At 54.7% G+C, this 18,361-nt stretch carries 14 protein-coding genes; 1 reads left to right on the forward strand and 13 read right to left on the reverse strand.

The window, feature by feature from the left end:
* Nucleotides 1-10: 10 nt before the first annotated feature.
* The 10 genes from SERS4_RS0103310 to SERS4_RS0103355 all read right to left on the reverse strand — a co-directional run bounded on the left by SERS4_RS0103310 (nt 11) and on the right by SERS4_RS0103355 (nt 14,808).
* On the reverse strand, nt 11-748 hold the full coding sequence (locus SERS4_RS0103310) for a tryptophan 2,3-dioxygenase family protein (protein ID WP_017891480.1): 738 nt from the start codon (nt 746-748) through the stop codon (nt 11-13).
* On the reverse strand, nt 745-1,557 hold the full coding sequence (locus SERS4_RS0103315; protein WP_017891481.1) for a cyclase family protein: 813 nt from the start codon (nt 1,555-1,557) through the stop codon (nt 745-747). The genes SERS4_RS0103310 and SERS4_RS0103315 overlap by 4 nt, the downstream gene beginning before the upstream one ends.
* Nucleotides 1,544-7,078 carry a non-ribosomal peptide synthetase gene (locus SERS4_RS0103320; protein WP_017891482.1) on the reverse strand — a complete coding sequence of 1,845 codons (5,535 nt, stop codon included), beginning with the start codon at nt 7,076-7,078 and terminating at the stop codon, nt 1,544-1,546. Before SERS4_RS0103320 ends, SERS4_RS0103315 begins: the two co-directional genes overlap by 14 nt.
* 269 nt (nt 7,079-7,347) lie before the next feature.
* On the reverse strand, nt 7,348-8,277 hold the full coding sequence (locus tag SERS4_RS0103325) for a diiron oxygenase (protein WP_071592989.1): 930 nt from the start codon (nt 8,275-8,277) through the stop codon (nt 7,348-7,350).
* A 16-nt stretch (nt 8,278-8,293) separates the two neighbouring features.
* Nucleotides 8,294-8,578, reverse strand: a complete 285-nt coding sequence (locus SERS4_RS0103330; protein WP_017891484.1) for a 2Fe-2S iron-sulfur cluster binding domain-containing protein — start codon at nt 8,576-8,578, stop codon at nt 8,294-8,296.
* Between the two features lie 418 nt (nt 8,579-8,996).
* Nucleotides 8,997-9,959, reverse strand: coding sequence for a GTPase (gene yjiA, locus SERS4_RS0103335; RefSeq protein WP_017891485.1), 963 nt, complete (start codon nt 9,957-9,959; stop codon nt 8,997-8,999).
* Nucleotides 9,960-9,971: 12 nt separating this feature from the next.
* Entirely contained in the window at nt 9,972-10,175 is a 204-nt protein-coding gene (locus SERS4_RS0103340) for a YbdD/YjiX family protein (protein ID WP_004953088.1), read from the reverse strand.
* Between the two features lie 66 nt (nt 10,176-10,241).
* Nucleotides 10,242-12,422 carry a carbon starvation CstA family protein gene (locus SERS4_RS0103345; protein ID WP_026142180.1) on the reverse strand — a complete coding sequence of 727 codons (2,181 nt, stop codon included), beginning with the start codon at nt 12,420-12,422 and terminating at the stop codon, nt 10,242-10,244.
* A gap of 238 nt (nt 12,423-12,660) precedes the next feature.
* A complete protein-coding gene (locus SERS4_RS0103350; protein ID WP_017891487.1) occupies nt 12,661-13,371 on the reverse strand; it encodes a trehalose-6-phosphate synthase in 711 nt (236 codons plus the stop codon).
* Between the two features lie 63 nt (nt 13,372-13,434).
* Nucleotides 13,435-14,808 (reverse strand): glutamine synthetase family protein, encoded by a 1,374-nt coding sequence (locus tag SERS4_RS0103355; protein WP_017891488.1) that lies wholly within the window; start codon nt 14,806-14,808, stop codon nt 13,435-13,437.
* A gap of 194 nt (nt 14,809-15,002) precedes the next feature.
* Here SERS4_RS0103355 and SERS4_RS0103360 point away from each other — a divergent pair, with 194 nt between their 5' ends.
* Nucleotides 15,003-15,338, forward strand: coding sequence for a hypothetical protein (locus SERS4_RS0103360; protein WP_017891489.1), 336 nt, complete (start codon nt 15,003-15,005; stop codon nt 15,336-15,338).
* A 168-nt stretch (nt 15,339-15,506) separates the two neighbouring features.
* On the opposite strand, the gene SERS4_RS0103365 is transcribed toward SERS4_RS0103360, so the two are convergent.
* From SERS4_RS0103365 to SERS4_RS0103375, 3 genes are all read right to left on the reverse strand, one after another.
* Entirely contained in the window at nt 15,507-16,583 is a 1,077-nt protein-coding gene (locus SERS4_RS0103365) for a YncE family protein (RefSeq protein ID WP_017891490.1), read from the reverse strand.
* 345 nt (nt 16,584-16,928) lie between these two features.
* A complete protein-coding gene (locus SERS4_RS0103370) occupies nt 16,929-17,321 on the reverse strand; it encodes a hypothetical protein (RefSeq protein WP_017891491.1) in 393 nt (130 codons plus the stop codon).
* Entirely contained in the window at nt 17,321-18,325 is a 1,005-nt protein-coding gene (locus tag SERS4_RS0103375; RefSeq protein ID WP_017891492.1) for a hypothetical protein, read from the reverse strand. The genes SERS4_RS0103370 and SERS4_RS0103375 overlap by 1 nt, the downstream gene beginning before the upstream one ends.
* Nucleotides 18,326-18,361 lie beyond the last annotated feature (36 nt).

Below are 18,361 nucleotides of genomic sequence, written 5' to 3' on the forward strand. Positions count from 1 at the left end.
GTTAAGGCGATCAGTTGATCGCCTCCCACAGTTCGTCAAAGATCGGTGTAAACAGCGTGGATTTCAGGTAGTCGGAACCGGCGGATCCGCCGGTGCCTTTTCGTTGGCCGATGGTTCTTTCCACCAGCTTGACGTGCCGATAGCGCCATTCCTGCAGCAGCGAGTCCAGATCCAGCAGCTGATTGAGCAACAGTGACTCGCAGGAAGCTTCCTCCAGTACGGTTTTTATGATGGCCTTGAAGGACTCGGCCTGCTGTCCCTGGCGATCGTTGAGCAGAAGCAAATGGCGTCGAACCGCTTGCCAGAGCGAAATTGGGCGAATGATCGCTCCAAGCATTTTCTGAATGGCCGGATCTTCACCGTACTGCTGCAACTTTTTACCGTTCGCTTTACCCAACAGCGCCTCAATGCCCGCAAATTGGTAGGACTGAAATCCGCTGGCGGAACCGAGGTAACCGCGAAATTTTTGAAACTCATGGAATTTCAGCGTGAAAATCACCTCAATCTGGTTCACCACGGTTTTCGTGATGGCGTTGATGCGGATCAGCCCGTTGTTAGCGGCGGCTATGTCGCCGTTTTCTATCTGATCGATAAGGCAGTGGAGCTCATCGATCAGCTGTTTGAACCACAGTTCGTACGTCTGATGCGTAATGATAAAGAGGTTTTCGTTGCGGTGTTCACTCGGCGGCGAGGCCGGTTGCTGCAAAGCGAGTAGCTGATTTAACTGCAAATAACTTGAGTAATTCATGCTGCGTCATTCCCTCGGGAGAACGGAAACAAAATGGGCTTGCTGGGGAGGGCGTCGCCCGAACAATCTGGCAAATGCAATGACAGGAAATAGCTGCCGACCGGGGTTGCCGGCGAGACCTGCGCCATTTCCGTTACGGAGCAGCGCAATCTTGTGCGCGCCTCCGTTGCTGGCAGGCCCATTCCCCAAAAGCAGCGGTGGTTGTCCATCCTGCCGCCATCGTGCAATCGGTCGATCGAAGGCACATCAACCAACAGGTGATGAACGCCAAGCTCAACGATGCGCGCCATCGCCTGGTGGCTGAAATAAGGCGGTATTTCATCCGCCAGCCGCCAGCTCGGCGCTTTGGCGGCGATCACCAACGCCTGAAGATAATGCGGCGCCACCTGCGACAGGGCATCGTCGATCGCCGCACGGGTAATGATCAGGTCCGTTCTCCGGGCGCTCGCATTATAAGTTTCCGACATTTCGCCCGCCCTTCGCAGCGGCACTCGAATCAGCGTGGCGGCAATGAATGGCTCGAAAACCAACTCTGCCACGTTATGTTCGCCAGGCATGATGTGCCCGACGCACTCCGTGTGGGTACCGTGACAATGCGGCACCAAAGAGATAAGGGAGGCATTGCATGTCCCCCCATGCTCTACGCTGGCCAGCGAATCGCCGTAGCGCAAGGGCGCCGTGCTCGCCGGCGCCACGCCGTAGATATTGGTTGGGTTGTTGCCGAATTTAAGCATGGTGGACAGCGGGATCCGCTCATGGTGATGCACCCGGTGGCGCTGGCCGCGGTAGGTCACCTCAATGCACTCCATGTGCTTCCTCCCTGGTTTTGGTGAGCATCAGCGCAGTCAGCTCGCGAATTTGGCTGTGCAGGATGAATTCGCGAATAGTGAGAGAAATGTGCATCGCCTGGCGAATGGCGTGCAATAGCCGTGGGATCTGTAGCGAGTTGCCGCCCAGGCTGAAAAAACTGTCCGTCACGCTGATGTGTTCCTGCAGCAACACGGTCTGCCAGATCTCCTGCATGGCGCGTTCCGCCTCGCTGGCCGGTGGCACGTAGTCCGTTTCGGAGGCCGAGTAGGTTATCGTCGGGGCAGGAAGCCTGCGAACGTCGATCTTGTTGTTGTTGGTCAGCGGGAAAGCGGACAGTACCATAAAGCTGGAGGGGATCATGATGTTGGGCAGCCTGCTCTTTAACGCCGCGCGCACGGATTTCTCGTTTAACTCCGCGCCGGGTGCCATTTGCAGATAACTGACGATCCTGGCGTTATTCCCTTCTCCGACGATCAGACTCAAGGCATGCGCGATGCTATCCATGGAGGATAAATTAAGGTCAATCTCGCTGAGCTCAATGCGATGGCCGCGAATTTTTACCTGGTGATCGTTACGGCCCAGATATTCCAATTGCCCGCGGCTGTCGAAACGCGCGATGTCGCCGGTTTTATACAGGTAACGGACGCTGCCAAGGACCTGGCGTTTGACGAACGCCTGGGCGCTCAGCACACCGTTGTTCCAGTAGCCCGGAGATACGCTGGCGCCGCCCAGGCAAAGCTCGCCGTAAGTGCCGCTGGGCACCAGGCCGCCGGCCGAGTCCATGATGAAGGCCTCAGTCATGTTTATCGGTGTGCCGATGCAGGTACTGTTGCCCTCAAAGGTCAGATCGGCGCAGGTTGACCAGATGGTGGTTTCCGTCGGCCCATAGACCTGCAGCACCTGAGTGGCGATACGCCGCAGCTGTGAAAGCAGCGCGACGGGCATTTTTTCACCGCCGCACAGCACCGTCAACGTCCGGCTGCCAGCTGCCGGTAAATGGCTGACGATGGTACCCCAGACGGTAGGGGTCGCCTGAATGACGCTGGGTTGCTGCTGCTCGATAAAATGATAAAGCCTGACAGGATCCATTGCGGTTTCCCGTGGGCACAGCACGACATGGGCGCCCGAGACCAAAGAGCAAAACAGCTCCAGGCCGAAAATATCGAAACTGATGCTCGTCAGGCTCAACATCTTGTCAGCAGGCCCCAGGGCCAGTCTGTCGGCAAAGTCATTGGTGAAATTGTTCAGATTGCTGTGGCTAATCATCACGCCTTTCGGGTTACCGGTAGAGCCGGAGGTATACATGATGTAAGCCAGCGGATCCTCTTCCCTGTTCGAACGCGTTTGCTCAACGGCGGGGCGGGCAGACAGTATTGACTCGAAAGTCGCGTGCGGGCAGTCCGCCGGCAGCGCGGCGTTTGCTTCGTCAGTGACCAGGATTCTCGTTCGCGCATTGTCAATCATGTACCGCACGCGATCTGCCGGGTAATGGACGTCGATGGGAATATAGTATTTGCCGGCCTTGAGTGCACCGAGGATCAGCGCCACCACCCTACAGCTCTTTTCCATCATGATGCCGACAGAAAACGCGTTGCTGTCCAGCTCACTCAGATAATGGGCGATATGCTCTGAGAGGTGCCACAGTTGCTCATAGCTGTAACTCTCTTTTTCGCAGCTCACCGCCGGTAAATTCGGCTGCCTGCGTGCCAGGTCGTGAATTTGCTCGATCAGCGTCCCGCGCGCACTCTGTGTCGTATTGCTCGCCAGCTGTAAAAGTCGGGATTGCTCTGCCTCGCTGAGAGGGTTAATGGCGGCAAGTGCCATTGAGGGGGATTGCGTTAGCAGCTGATGCAGCACCTGTTCATAATTGTTCAGCATCATCTGTAATCTGGCGGCGTGGAACAACTCGCTGGCGTAATCAAGCTCAATGCTGATGCCGTCTGCAGTCAGGCTGAAATTCCAGGTCATGTCGAACATTGAGAAACCCGAAGACACTGGCAATTTTTTCAATGAACAGTCATGGAGGCCCGCCTGGCATACGTCCCCGGCGTTTTGCAAAATGGCCATAATTTGGAACAACGGATTTTTGTTCGATACGCGCTCATAATCAAGCTGGTGGAGAATGCGGTCGAAGGACAGCTGTTGGTGCCGATAGGATCCAGTGCAGGTTTCCGTCATTTTACCGACCAGGGTTGCCAGGGTGTCGCCCGCGCTCAGCACCGTACGCAACGGCACGGTATTGACGTGGAATCCGCTTACCTGCTCCAGGTAAAGATTGTCGCGCGCGGCGATGGCGCTGCCAATGACAATATCGTCCTGATTGGTGTATTTGCTCAGCAGATAGGTCAGCGCTGCGGTAAGTAAAACGAAGGGGGTCGCGCCTAATACCTTGGCGCGCTGTTCCAGTAGCCCCGCGATAGCGGGATCTAACCGACGGCATATGCGTTCGCCGGCATGCGTCGGCGCCAGGGGGCGAGGCATGTCTAAGGGTAAATCCAACTCTCTGCACGCGTGCAATTTTTGCTGCCAGTAGGCGATATCGCTCTCAAGGCGGGGGGCCCCGGCATCATTGACGATATCAATTGTTTGAACCTCTGGCGCCGGCAGGGCGTAGAGGCCCCCGCTGCACAGGTGATTATATTGCCGCCAAAGATCGTTGAGGATGAGGTCCTCACTCCAGGCATCGGTCAGAATGTTATGTTTCACCCAGACTAACACGTGGTGCTGGTCATGGTACTGCACCAAACGCAGGGTGACCGGCGGGTGGCGGGTAATATCGAAGGGGACGGCGCAAAGCTGTTTCACTCTGTCTTCCAGAGGTGGATGCTGCCCGGTGAGAATATGCCCGGCAAGGTTAATGGGAATATGCGGCAGCGCATGCTGATAGGCGATACCCTGATCCTCGCCGAATTGAGTACGCAGGCTTTCATGTTTTTCATAAATGAAATTGATGGCCTGCTCGAACAGCGAAAGATTTAGCGGCCCGCGGATCTCCACCGCAATGGGCAGGTTATAACTGCAATCATCAGGATTCAGCGCGCTCAGGTACCACAGTAAATTTTGCTGGGGGTTGAGCGCCGCACGGCGTTGTTCGCCGATGGGGACGGCTTTGTCTGCGGAGACCGACTTATTCTCGATATATTCAGCCAGCTTACGTATTGTATTGTTTTGGAAAAGGTCGGCGATATTCAGACGACAGCACAAATCCCGGGCGACAAGCGAAACGATTTTACTCATGGTAAGCGAGTGTGCGCCCAGGCAGATAAAGTCTTGCGTGACGTCGGCGCGGGCACAGCCGATGGCTTCGGTCACAATGCGTTCCAGGATCACTTCCGTTTCGGTTTCCGGCAGCGCTATATCGTTGTCATTGTCTTCTATAACCCAGTTTTCCAACTGTTGGCGTGCCACTTTGCCATTGGTGGTCAACGGCAATGCAGGCAAGAAAACGAAAACGGTCGGAATGGCGGCGGCATGCAGCAGGGGGGCCAGCGAATGCCGCAAGGCATCGGCGGTCAGGGTCGGCGACGACGCTTGCACAAACGCCACCAGTGCTTTGCTGGCGGTTTGCGGTTTGGCTACCACGCACACGCTTTCTACCTGCGGATGGGTGCGAATGGCCGTTTCCACTTCGCCAATTTCGATCCGCACGCCGCGGATCTTGACCTGATGGTCTTTGCGGCCAACAAAAATAATATTGCCCTGTTTATCCCATTTGGCGATATCGCCCGTTTTGTAAATGCGTTCTTTACCCTGACTGGTGGGTAGGTCCAATGTGATGAATTTTTCGCCGGTCAATTCGGGCTGATTCAAATAACCACGGGCAAGGCCGTGGCCGGCGATGCACAATTCACCCTCAAAGCCGAGGGGTTGCAGATTATTGTGCGTATCCAGGATATGGCAGCGGTAATTCTTTAGCGGTTTGCCAATGCAGTTCCAGGCAACGCCGGGCTGATATTCGCACAGAGAGGTAGCGATGGTGGCTTCTGTCGGGCCATAGCCGTTGCACAGGCGAGTCTGCGCCGCCCACCAAGCCACCACATCCGCCGGCGGCGCATCGCCCATTACAATCATCGATTTTAATCCGCACCAGGCTTCACGCGGCAGCAACTCAAGGATGGCCGGGGTAATGGTGATATGGTTCACCTTGTGCCGAGCGAGGTAACGGAATAAGGCATCGGTTTCGGTATGCAGTGCCGTAGGGGCGAGGTAGAGCGTTGATCCGCTGATCAAGGCGCCATAAACATCCCAGCCAAAAGCGTCAAAGCCCAGAGAGGCAATCGACAGGACTTTACTGCCGGTTTCCAACCGCATGAAGTCGCGATGGTTTTGCGCGACATTGGCAAGCCCCTCGCGGGTGATCATGACGCCCTTGGCTTTGCCTGTGGTGCCCGAAGTGTAACAGAGGTAAGCCAGGCTATCTGATTGCTGGGGGAGATGTAACGCCGGCAGGGTCATTTCCTGGTAGTTAATGGTTGCCGGATCAATGCACGGCGCGTCCCCTGCCTGCAGAGTGGTATCGGCCAGGATCAGCGTGGGTTGCACGTCATCAAGGATATTCTGATTGCGGGTTGACGGGGCCTGTGGGTCGAGCAGAACATAGGTCTTATTACTTTTCAGGATACCCAGCATCACGATCGGCAGCAGGGCGGATTTCTGCATGGATACGGCGATAACGTCGTGGCCGTCTACGTCGCAGCGGTGTTCGAGCAGCCAGCAAGCCATTCTGTCAGAGGCGTCATCCAGCTCACCGTAGCTGTATTCTCTCTCGTCGGTATGCAAGGCGATAAGCGCCGAATTTGCCGCCGCCGTACGACGAAACAGGGTGACAATATCCTGGGAAAGCAGAGTCACATCCGCAGTATTATTGAAGGACGTCAACTGGCGTATTTCATCGGGAGAAACGACCAGCGACGCGGTAGCGGGATCGTTCTGAGAGCTGAGCAGCGCGTCCAGATAGTCGGTGAAGCGTTGGAAACGCGAATCGTCCCCGGTCACCGTGACCAACACGCCATCACCGGCGGGGGCCAGGGAGATTATCGCATTGGTTTGCGCGTATCGGTTTTGTTTGAGAATGCCGGTTTCATTGAAGAGGAAATGCCGCAGGTTTTGATTCTCCGGCCTGACCTGGTCTTCGGCAAGAGTATAGAAGTCAGCCTCTTTCCGCCAGGTGATGAAACAGATATCGGTCGCGCAACGCCCTTGGGTTTGGTCACCCAGCCGTTGTAAAAGCGTGACGATCAAAGCGCGCAGACGTTCTGGCGACGCGGAATAATATTTTTGGCCAATGCAAGGAGGCAAACTGATATTGTCAGGCGGTATGCCACGCGACAGAGAGACCACTATGTCGCAGATTAAGTCTTTCAGCTGTGTCGCGTTATTCCGTTGGTTATGTTTGGCATCGGGTGCCAGGCTGCCGCACAGGTAGCCGATTTTTTCTTTTTGAACAAAGTACAGAGATAAGTATTCTTGTTTTTGTAAACTATCAATATCGGTGATTATTTCTTTGTTGGACGATATCACCAGAACGTTTTCAGATAATTTTTGTAGTCGTTGTAATTTATCCTGATGATTTTCTGTTGTTATTATCAGGTCGATTTTTCCGGCCGGCAGAGGGGATGAGGATAACGGGTAAATATGATGACCATATTCTTTTATTTCTGAGGTGAGCGTTTCCCCGCAATGGATATCACCTGAGAATACTATGTTTAGTAGTTCCACATTGGCTTCCTAGTAATCGTGTAACGTGAGCATCCGGTGCTGATACCCAGTTTTTATTCTGTTTTTCGGTTCTATGCCTGAGTTATTTGTGAAATAGGCAGGTCTTCGAGTATGCCCGCTTTATCCAGCGCCAGCAGCATCTGCTGAGTAACAATATTATTGGTTTCCCATGGTTTGGCGTCGGTAGGTGGGTAAGTGTCGTGGATGACGGCAACGATGGCTTCTGTATCCATATTCAAATGACCTAACATCCGGGCGCTAAATTCTTTAGCGATGGCATCTGTCGTATAGTGTTCAATAAAGGTCAGGATGGGGCGTTTCATGGCCTCTTTTACATGCGTATCGCTGTGGCGCCATATATGCCCAAGTATCTGTTGAGAAAAGCGGGCGTGTCGGCCTTCGTCCGCGACATGGTCTTTCATGATCAGATAGAAGGAGGGGAAAATATCTTCATTGTCGATGACATCGATGAGATCGGTAGTTAACGCCTGTTCTGACAGGGAAACGCACACAAGCCGGAGTAATTCTCGGTGTTCGTCCAGGGTCTGACCGAGCGCGAGCGCGAGCGCGAAGGACGCTTCGGTATCTTTCGGCATGCTCAGCGGCGTTATGCCCGTCATATGTTCGACCTGATTGATAAGGTCTAGTGCGACCAGAGCATGATAGGACTCATCTACAACGACGGTTAATGCATCCAGGCGCATATCCGCGGGGAAATCGACACCGGCGGTATTTTTGTACAGCTTGTAGGTTGAGTCATTAATAATATCCAGCTCAATGTTGGCAATACCATTCAGATAGTGATAAAGCGTTTGGACCTGAATATAGCGCAGCGCTTCGTCACCCAACGCAGTCACGCGCGGGTGCATGCAAAGCGGTAGGCGTTCTGTAGGGAAGTATTGCCTGGATTGGTAATCTTGCTCATTAAGTATGCGACGCGGACGGGAACGGACAATAGCAGCACGATCCCATTTTTTCAGGGTTGTTTCAATTATACTCACGGAAAGAATCCTTTTTTTAGTAGAGTTCGACTTCAATATCCGACAGCGGATAGGTACAGCAAGCTAATATAATATTTTCCTCAAGCTCATCTTCGGCCAAGGCGCTTTGTTTTCCATGACGCACTTCACCTTTGACTAACAACATTTTGCAACAGCCGCATTTTCCCGCGCGACATAAATGTGGAATATCGATACCTTTACTTTCAAAGTTATCTAATAGTGACTTCTCTGAGCAAAAGCTACCCGTGTCCTCACCATCAAGAATAACCTGATAGCGGGTGATTTGTGATTGTGAAATCATGGTGGGAATTTCCTTAGCTATTAATTAAATGGTTTGGTGTCCATTATTCTTCCCTGGTTGAATGAGATTTTTATTATGCTCCTCAATGGCGGAATAACACTAGCTGCTGTGTTGTTTGTTGTCAACATGAATGGTTAATAATCTTAACATTTAATTAATGTCTGATTTGCCTTTTTATTTTTTAATAGTTAATTTGTTAATTATTTCTTTTTTTATTTTTACAGGTGCAGATGTTCATATTGCAAGATGTACCTTTTGTAATAATTTTTTTTAAAAGTATTTTATTTTTAAGAGACCACCACCAGGAGCGTTGAATATTCATCTCCATTGGAGGCCAACGTTGGGATCTGGTCCCGTTAACGAAAAAGGGCAAGCTTTCACTTACCCTTTGGCTGGTGCAATGCGCACCGTCGCTATCTCAACCCAACCCGGCAAACCGCTCCCGGATCGTCTCTTCCGGTAAGTCCACGCCAATAAACACCAGCGTACTGCGGCGTTCCTCGTCGGGCAGCCACTCGCGATCCCAGTCGGCGTTATACAGCCGTTGTACGCCCTGGAATAACAACCGGCGCGGCTCGTCTTTGATCGACAAAATCCCCTTATAACGCAGCATGCTGTCGGCGTATTCCAGCAGCAGGCCTTCCATCACTTCGGAAACCTGCATCAGCTCCAGCGGTTGGTCGTGGTACACCACAATCGAACGAATGTTGTTTTGCGCCTGTGGAATGCGGCGGAACAGCGGGGCGGGCGGCGTCAGGTTCAGCTTGTCGTTCAGCACAAAGCCTTCGATGTCGAACAGCACGCCCAGATCGATATCGCCGTGCGTCACTTTATAAACCGGGGCGCGGGCGTTCATCTGTTGCAGCCGTTGGGTCAGCGCTTCACAGTCCGGCGCCACGTCGGTTTTGGTCAGCAAAATACGGTCGGCGTAGCCCACCTGCGCCTGCGCGATGCTGAACTGGTTGAGTTGTTGATCGGCATGTGCGGCGTCCACCAGGGTAATGATGCCGTCCAGCAGGAAGCGTTCGCAGAGGATTTCGTGCGAGAAAAAGGTCTGGGTGATCGGGCCGGGATCGGCCATGCCGGTGCATTCGATGATCAGCCGGTCGAACTCCAGTTGGCCCTGAGCGACACCGTCCAGCAAGTCCAGCAGCGCGTCAGCCAGCTCGTTGGATTTACTGCAGCAGATGCAGCCGTTGCTCAGGGTGGTGATGCGGCTGGCGCGATCGCCAATCAATGCATTGTCGATTGGCACTTCGCCGAATTCGTTTTCAATCACAGCAATCTTGTAGCCGTGTTCGGCGTTGAGAATATGGCGGAGCAGGGTGGTTTTACCGGCGCCCAAAAAGCCGGTCAGAATGGTGACTGCGATGGGTTTCATTACAGGTCCTTGTTAACAACAGCGCATGCCGCCTTTGCCGTCCCCACCGTAGCGGGCCTGCTGGCGTTCGCGGAAAAACTCTTTATAGGTCATCACCGGCTTGTCCGGATGGTTGTCTTTCATATGCTGGACGTAGGTATCGTAGTCAGGCACGCCGACCAACATGCGCGCCGCCTGCCCGAGATATTTACCCGCCTGGCCGAGATTACCGAACATAGCCTTCTCCCCAAAAATGACCCTGCATAATAGATTTCATTATGCAGGGTATCCGTTAAATCACCATCAGTGCTGCGGTGAAACTTTGACGTCCCCCTCAGTTACGCCGTTGGATGGCGCTTCTTCAGGCACCGGCACGTAAGGCGTTTCCTGATCGCTGCGGTTCGGGTTTTTGTGCGCCGCCATGGCGGTTTTCACCCCATAGAAGATGATGCTGTACACCACCAGCAGGAACAGAATACTCAGCCCGGCGTTGGTGTAGTTGTTCACCACGATATGGTTCATGTTGGCGACCTGCTGGGTGCTCAGCTCAGCGCCGCCTTCGGCGATTTTGCGCTTGTACTCGCCGGCCTGGAAGAAGAAGCCTTCCAGCTGCGGGTTGTTGCTAAACAGCTTCAGGCCCAGGGCGTAGGTGGTACAAATCAGCAGCCAGACGGCCGGTACCACGGTGACCCAAATGTATTTGGTGCGCTTCATCTTGATCAGCACCACGGTCCCCAGCACCAGCGCCACGGCGGCCAGCATCTGGTTGGAGATGCCGAACAGCGGCCACAGGCTCTTCACGCCGCCGAGCGGATCGACCACCCCCTGATACAGCAGGTAGCCCCACAGACCCACACAACCGGCGGTGCCGACAATACCGGCCACCAGTGAGTCGGTTTTTTTCAGGAACGGCACAAAGTTGCCCAACAGGTCCTGCAGCATAAAGCGGCCGGAACGGGTGCCGGCGTCCAGTGCGGTCAGGATGAACATCGCTTCAAACAGAATGCCGAAGTGGTACCAGAAGCCCATATTGGCGCCAGGAATGATCTGGTGGAATACGTGGGCGATACCCACCGCCAGGGTTGGTGCGCCACCGGCGCGGTTCAGCACTGAAGGTTCACCGATGTCTTTGGCGGTCTGCAGGATCTGTTCCGGGCTGATGACAAAGCCCCAGGAACTGACGGTCGCCGCTGCATGGGCCGTCACATCACGCAGAGAGGCCATGATCATCGGGGCGTCTTCGGTGCCCAAACGGTGCAGGTCCGGCATGGTGATGCCCAGGGCCGCCGGTGGGGTGTTCATGGCGAAGTACAGGCCCGGTTCGATAATGGAAGCCGCGACCAGCGCCATGATGGCGACGAAGGACTCCATCAGCATCGCGCCGTAACCGATAAAGCGCGCGTCTTTTTCATTGGCCAACAGCTTCGGCGTGGTGCCGGAGGCGATCAGCGCATGGAAGCCGGAGACCGCGCCACAGGCGATGGTAATGAACAGGAACGGGAACACCGAGCCTTTCCACACCGGGCCGGTGCCGTCGATAAACTGGGTCATCGCCGGCATTTTCAGCTCAGGGTTGAGGATCACGATGCCAATCGCCAGCCCGACGATCACGCCGATTTTCAGGAAGGTCGCCAGATAGTCGCGCGGCGCCAGGATCAGCCACACCGGCAGCAGCGCGGAGATAAACGCATAGCCAATCAGCGTATAGGTGATGGTGGTGTCTTTAAAGGTCAGCGCCGGGCCCCAGAACGGGTCGTGGGCGATCACGCCGCCGAACCAGATCGAGAGCACCAGCAGCACGATGCCAATCAGCGAGATCTCACCGACCCGGCCGGGGCGCAGGAAGCGCATGTAAATACCCATAAACAGGGCAATCGGCACGGTAGAGCAAACGGTGAACACGCCCCATGGGCTTTCCGCCAGCGCTTTCACCACGATCAGGGCCAGCACCGCCAGAATAATGATCATAATCAGGAAGCAGCCAAACAGCGCGATGGTGCCCGGTATCGGCCCCATTTCCTTTTTGATGATCTCACCGAGCGAAGCACCGTTGCGGCGTGAGGAGATGAACAGCACTAAAAAGTCCTGCACCGCCCCCGCCAGCACCACGCCGCCCAACAGCCACAGCGTGCCGGGCAAATAGCCGACCTGTGCTGCCAGCACCGGGCCGACCAGCGGGCCTGCGCCGGCAATGGCGGCGAAGTGGTGGCCGAACAGCACGTACTTGTTGGTCGGCACATAGTTCAGGCCGTCGTTGTTGACCACCGCCGGGGTGGCGCGGAAGGCGTCCAGCTTCATCACCTTGGTGGCGATGTACAAGCTGTAATAACGGTACGCCACCAGATACACCGCCACCGAGGCGACGATGATCCACAGTGCGCTGATGTGTTCGCCGCGACGCAGCGCCACCACACCCAGGCAGGAAGCGCCGAGTATCCCCAGCAGCATCCAGGGTATGTGTTTTAAAATCCCCTCTCGGTTCATTGAGGTGTCCTTAGTTCAAATCTGCAAAATGAGTGAGTTAATCCGCTTATAAGATGTTTAGGCACGCGGCCCGGGTGCGGATAACGTTCGGGTATAGGTATAGGAACAGCTCATCATTGCGGGTCGGGGCAGGGGAAGACATCTGAATTTCAGTCAGCGGTGCTATAGGGGAGCTAAGCGGTCAAAATCCCGGGGTGAGCGGTTGGGCGCTGTGCGGCAACGCCAACCGGGCGGTGGGTCAGTAGATGTTGCGGGCGTTGATCCCGGCCGGGAAGATGCCGGTGGCAAAGATATGGCCGTTAACCTGCAGCCGATCGTCGGGCAGCATCTCGACCGGGTATTCATTGGCCAGATAATTGAGGAAGTTGTTGCGATCGTCCAGCGACTGAAAGCCAATCAGGTCGTAGAAAAATAGCGACTCGATTAACCCCTGATGCTCGGGGATCTGCCTGAGCAGCGCCGCCGACGGGAACGGCAAATGGAAGAAAAACGCGCAGGGGTTCAACAGCCCCTGTTCCTTCAGCGCCTGGCCGCAGGGCAGCAACTGATAATCATCAATGCAGATGATGTCGTTCGGGCACACATACTCGCAGGCGATATCGGCGAAGTGCTGGTTGAGCTGGCGGTAAGCGCGGTAGTTCTCGGGCGTGAAATGCGCCTTCTCCGGGTGGTTATGGAATACCGGCCACAGGCCATCGTGATAGTAACCCTGATAGTGGAAGTTAAACTCTTCGGTGGACAGCGGAAAGGTCACTTGCTGATAGCCGCTGCGGTGCTGATGGTTGACCGGGCGCAGCGGCGCGGCGCCAAAGTTCTGCACGTCGCCGTTCCAGCCCAGCCACAGGCCTTGCTCATCATCACTGGCGTCAACGGAGGATAGCGCCTGCGTAGCGCAGGCCAGGTCTTTGCTGTCACACTGTTTATTCGAGATCAAAACCAAACGAGACATGTTTTGTTCCTTGTTCAATTATGGGGCGAATATATTCGCCCGATGAATGCAGAACCCGGCGGGTTAAAGCATCCAACTGACTTCCGCGGCGGTGACCTGCCCTTCAAAGCGGCGCAGTTCGGCGGTTTTGCAGGTGTACCACAGGGTGCAAAATGCCGGGCCAAGCAGCTCGCGCAGCGGCTGACAGCGGCGAAACAGCGTAAGTGCCTCCCGCTGGTTGAGTGGCAGTGGTGCGGCGCTGTCGTTTTCGTAGCCGTTGGTGCTTGGGGGCAACGGCAGGGGCTGCTCCAGCCCGTGCAATAGGCCGCCGAGTATTATCGCCACCGCCAGATAAGGATTGGCGTCGGCCCCGGCCAGCCGGTATTCGATTCGTTGGTTGGCGCTGTCGGCACAGGGCAGGCGTAGTGCGACGGTGCGGTTGTTGTGCCCCCAGGAGGCACGCAGTGGCACATGCATACCCGGGCGAAAACGGCGGAAGGCGTTGACGTTCGGTGCCAGGATGGCCATCGAGGCTGGCATCAATGCCAGCATTCCGGCCATCGCCTGTTGCATGTTGTCGCTCAGTTCGCCCGGAGCGCCGGTCAGCAGGTTGTTGCCCTGTTCATCTTGCAGGCTGATATGAAAGTGCAAACCGCTGCCGGCGGATTGCGCGCAGGGTTTGGCCATAAAGCAGGCGTGCTGGTGGTGTTTCTCCGCTATCTGGCGTGTTAGCCGTTTCAGGGCCAGCACCTGGTCGCAGGCTTCCAGCACCCGGGCACTGTGGTGCAGGTTCAGTTCGTACTGACCGGAGGCCGCTTCGGCCACCACGCCGGTGAGCGGCAGCGCCTGCAGTCTGGCCTGATGTTCGATGTCGTTGAGCAGGGTGTGGTGGCGTTCCGGGGCATCGACAGAAAAACTTTGCGTCGGGCACTGGCCGGCAACGGCGGGTTGTTGCTGCGAGTCATGCAGATAAAACTCCAGTTCTGCCGCGATCACCGGGTAGTAGCCTTTGGCCTGCAGGCGTTTGAGAATCTGTTGCAGCACCACGCGCGGTTCCAGTTCGCAGGCCTCACCTTCGGCATTTTTCATCGTCAGCAGCAACTGAGCGTGGTGCTGTGGGTCACGGGCGCAGGGGCGCAATGTGCCCGGTACCGGCAGGCACAACCTGTCCGGCTCCCCGGCCTGCTGGCCCAGCCCGCTTTCTTCAATGACCTGGCCTGCGAGATCCATGGCGTAGATCGACAGCGGGAAATAACAGCCATTTTCCAGCGCGAACAACTCGGCGACCGGCAGCCGTTTGCCGCGGAATTGACCGTTTAAATCGTTGAGATAAATATCGACGTGTTCGGTATCCGGATAACGCTGTAAATACTGTTCAACTTCCTTGCCAAAGGGACGTGGCTGCGCGGCGGTAATATCCGCCAGCATTGGGTTGAAGCCAATAATATTAGAATACATGAAACATCCGTCTCGTGAGGCCATATTGGCGATGTAATGATGTTATCCGTGGCCCTAAAAACTGTCTGTAAAAACGCCGTAACTTTATTTCCGCCCGGAATAAAAAAAATGTAAATAATGCGTCGCCGTCCGATGGCTGAATAATAAACAGCCGCATATACTGCGAATCATTGGGTTATTCAGGGGAGAAGTTGATGATCAGATCTTTAATCGTATTTATCGCCGCCATCACGGCGTTCAACGTCGCGGCGTCGTCGGAGGCTGCCTGGGCCAGTGGCGATAAAGCGCTGCAAGCGGCCTGTCTGAAAGCCAGCGGATTGAAAGGTGCCAAAGCCGCCGGAAGCATTATTCATTATGGCGACGACGTCGGTTACTCGGCGCTGCTGATTAGCGGCCGTTACCCGCAGGCGTTTATGCACAACAAGCCAGGCAAAGAGCTGTGCCTTTACCAGCGTACCACTAAAAAAGCGGTGATCCAGGATGCCGACGAGCTGGTGGGTAAGCACGTCGACTCATTTAATGGCAGTTAGTGAAGTAAAGCTCTGAATAACTATGTGCAACACTGCTTAGGAGAACATCCTCCTCTCCAGGGGGAGAGGGCCGGGGTGAGGGGCTTTGTGTCGATGTGTATCCCCTCACCCTAACCCTCTCCCAAGGGAGAGGGGACAAAATAACTGACGAGAGTGCCCCTGTCGGTGTTATTTCAAAGCGATGCGGATCACGTCATCCGGCGCCGTGGCTTCTTTCTCACGGCTGGAAGCCTGCTTGACGCTGACGTACAGCGTCTGGCCATCCGGTGACAGCGCCAGGCTGTTCGGGTGAGTCGGCGTCTTGATGGTTTGCAGCAGCTTGTAGCTCTTGGCGTCAATCACGCTCACTTCACCCGCCTGGCGATGGGTCACGTAGACTTCATTGCGCGCCGGGTTGAACAACACCGCCAGCGATTCCGGCACGTCGATCTTGCTCAGAATTTTGCCGTCGCGGGTATCTACAACCAACACCTGCGCCTGCTTGGAGTCGGTGATAAAGGCGCGGTGAGTGGCCGGATCCAGGCTGATGTTCAGGAAGAAGTGCTCTTTGGACTCATCGAGCTTCTTGCGGCTGACGACCTTGTTGGTTTTGGTGTCGATAGTCACCAGTTCGCCGTCGGCGTTGGTTACATACAGACGGCTGGCAGCGGCGTCCAGCGCCAGGCCGGTGCCGTATTTGCCGGTTTCGGTGATGGTGGTGCGCAGGGTCAGATCCTTGCCGTCGACCACCCAAACCACGCTGGACTCACCCAGCCCGGTGATATACAGGGTATCGGTGGTGGCATCGGCGACCAGCTCACGCGGAGCCAGGGGTTTTACCGTCTCGGAACGCTTGCGCGCGTCCAGCACCAGACGGCCTTTCACCTCACCGGTTTTGCCATCGATGGCGGTCACCGAGTTGCTGGTGGTATTGCCGAAGAACAGCGTGTCGGTTTTGCTGTTAATGGCTGCGCCGAAGGGTTTGATGTCGTTGTGAATGATCTGGGTGATATCCAGCGTCTGCGGATCCAAACGATAGACTACGCCACCTTTATCCAGCTTGCGGCTTTGCGAAGTGGCCAGATACAGTGCGTTCTCGCCCTGGCTGTAGACCATCTCATAAGCGCCTTTCGCGATCGGTTTACGCAGCAGTTCTGGCTCGCCCTGGGCCAGCAGCGGGGCAGAAAACAGCATTGAAGTGAGCAGCAGCAGTGGGAAAGCGGTGCGTGTGCCGAAACGGCGGTTGCGAGTTGTTGCAGAGTTCATAACCTCTCCATGGAGTTAAAAAGCCTGTCGCCGCAGAGCCGTTGCCCTGAGGTCAAGAAAGCTCAACATTGAATTGAAGGTAAAGTCCTGCCGGTCGCGTCGTGGCGCACCGGATCCTGTTCTTGAGAATAGTAATCATTATTTATTGAGAATGGGAGTTATTTCAATGCAGGCTGGGGTGAAAATCACAGTGTGGAGGATTGGCTGGCGGCCATTGCCCGTTCGATAGCGGTTGCCAGCCCAGTTCGCAGGGGCTGACTGGGTGATGGTGGTTGAATATCATTGTGATAAAAAGTGTCAGAATGGAAATGTACTTGAGGGTTTCTTCATTATAAATTTCTAACTTTATGTTTTATCTATAAAATAAATAAGAATACACATAAGAATCAAGATCGCACCCTGAAGCATTAAGAGCCTGAAGTCATTACGGATCCAGCGTTGTAATTTCTTCGATGCGGTATTTTGTACAAATTCGTAGGCCTTGCTATCCAGGTAGGTGTTGCGGTCTATTTTTATTTTCCGATTGTTTAATAGCCAAAGAAACCACTGGGCCTTAAGTGATACACCGATAAAGCCCAGATTGTCAGCGAAGACGACAAACGGGGGAACGAGCAGCTTGTTGCCCACATAATTTTGATAAAACTCACTGAATTCGGCTTTGTTTCGGCGATAGTAAATAAACTGAATCAGGGCACTGAGCAGTAAAAGTAAAAAGCCTATGATGACAACTATTTTCATCACTCACCAAAAATGTAATTAGTAAAATAATCAGAAGCCGCACTACCGGCAGCAGAACCGAGTGCTCCACCTGCCGCAGCTCCTGCTACCCCACAAGCCAGTGCACCGACACCAGCAGTTACGGAGCCGAGTACTATTGCACATGCACCCATACCTATGGCGGTGCCAAACCTTCCGCCTATAATCCCGGCTGAAGTACTCGCAGCAAAATTACTGTACCCCTTAACCGCGATTTTGGTGCATTCCTGTTCCCGGCCGCTGGTGCAGGCGTTATAAACGTCATTGGTGGTATTCAAACCACTGAGGCCGATGCCAACCCAACCGCCGGCTTTCATAAATTTCGCAGCGCGGCTGGCGCTGTCGATATAGTTGGAATAGCCCTTAATCGCGCCGACTCCGGCGGTACTCCATTCATGCACCAGTGATTTGCTGGAAAGCCCCAGAGCATGCTTAATCTGGCTATATTCTTTCATATTGAGCTGGGCGCGGGTAAGGCGATTGAGTAACGGTTTTAATGTACCAAACAGCCGTGCACGCTCCACCTGAAACTGGGTGCCGATCAGCGCACCGCTCATGCGGAATTGATTCTGATAGGTTTTTTCAATGTCGATCAGGATGTTTTTGATCTGGCCAAAGTAACGTTCACCGGCATCAGAAGCCAGTCCGATGACGGTATCACCGTAGCTGGTGAAAGCGGCGATGGCGGCATAGTTGCGGTGTAAAAAAGCGGAAAAATCACCGCCACCCGCTTGCACTGCCTTGCTGGTGCGAGTCTTGGCCTGCATCAACATGGCGAGCTGCGCCGCCTGATTCGGATTACGCGGGTCGGCAACGATCAGCATTTGCCCCGGTTGTACTATTGGCGTGTCGGCATTGAGTTGCAGAAAATAGTCGGCTGCTTTTGAGGGCTTGCCGCCAAACAGATAGTGGGCTTGATAGGCCAAAGGGCCAGCCTGCTGAGCGATGCAATAGCCTGGCGTAATACTGCTGGGCTTGTGTTCCATGTCGAATGAACTCCCTATTTTTACGGAAACTTAACA

The organism is Serratia sp. S4 (assembly GCF_000347995.1).
GTDB lineage: Bacteria > Pseudomonadota > Gammaproteobacteria > Enterobacterales > Enterobacteriaceae > Serratia > Serratia quinivorans.

Coding starts and splice junctions, on each gene's coding strand:
- SERS4_RS0103330 (WP_017891484.1), bottom strand. CDS start 8,578: ATGATTTCACAATCACAAATCACCCGCTATCAGGTTATTCTTGATGGT.
- SERS4_RS0103365 (WP_017891490.1), bottom strand. CDS start 16,583: ATGAACTCTGCAACAACTCGCAACCGCCGTTTCGGCACACGCACCGCT.
- SERS4_RS0103360 (WP_017891489.1), top strand. CDS start 15,003: ATGATCAGATCTTTAATCGTATTTATCGCCGCCATCACGGCGTTCAAC.
- SERS4_RS0103345 (WP_026142180.1), bottom strand. CDS start 12,422: ATGAACCGAGAGGGGATTTTAAAACACATACCCTGGATGCTGCTGGGG.
- SERS4_RS0103340 (WP_004953088.1), bottom strand. CDS start 10,175: ATGTTCGGTAATCTCGGCCAGGCGGGTAAATATCTCGGGCAGGCGGCG.
- yjiA (WP_017891485.1), bottom strand. CDS start 9,959: ATGAAACCCATCGCAGTCACCATTCTGACCGGCTTTTTGGGCGCCGGT.
- SERS4_RS0103315 (WP_017891481.1), bottom strand. CDS start 1,557: ATGGAGTGCATTGAGGTGACCTACCGCGGCCAGCGCCACCGGGTGCAT.
- SERS4_RS0103355 (WP_017891488.1), bottom strand. CDS start 14,808: ATGTATTCTAATATTATTGGCTTCAACCCAATGCTGGCGGATATTACC.
- SERS4_RS0103310 (WP_017891480.1), bottom strand. CDS start 748: ATGAATTACTCAAGTTATTTGCAGTTAAATCAGCTACTCGCTTTGCAG.
- SERS4_RS0103375 (WP_017891492.1), bottom strand. CDS start 18,325: ATGGAACACAAGCCCAGCAGTATTACGCCAGGCTATTGCATCGCTCAG.
- SERS4_RS0103350 (WP_017891487.1), bottom strand. CDS start 13,371: ATGTCTCGTTTGGTTTTGATCTCGAATAAACAGTGTGACAGCAAAGAC.
- SERS4_RS0103370 (WP_017891491.1), bottom strand. CDS start 17,321: ATGAAAATAGTTGTCATCATAGGCTTTTTACTTTTACTGCTCAGTGCC.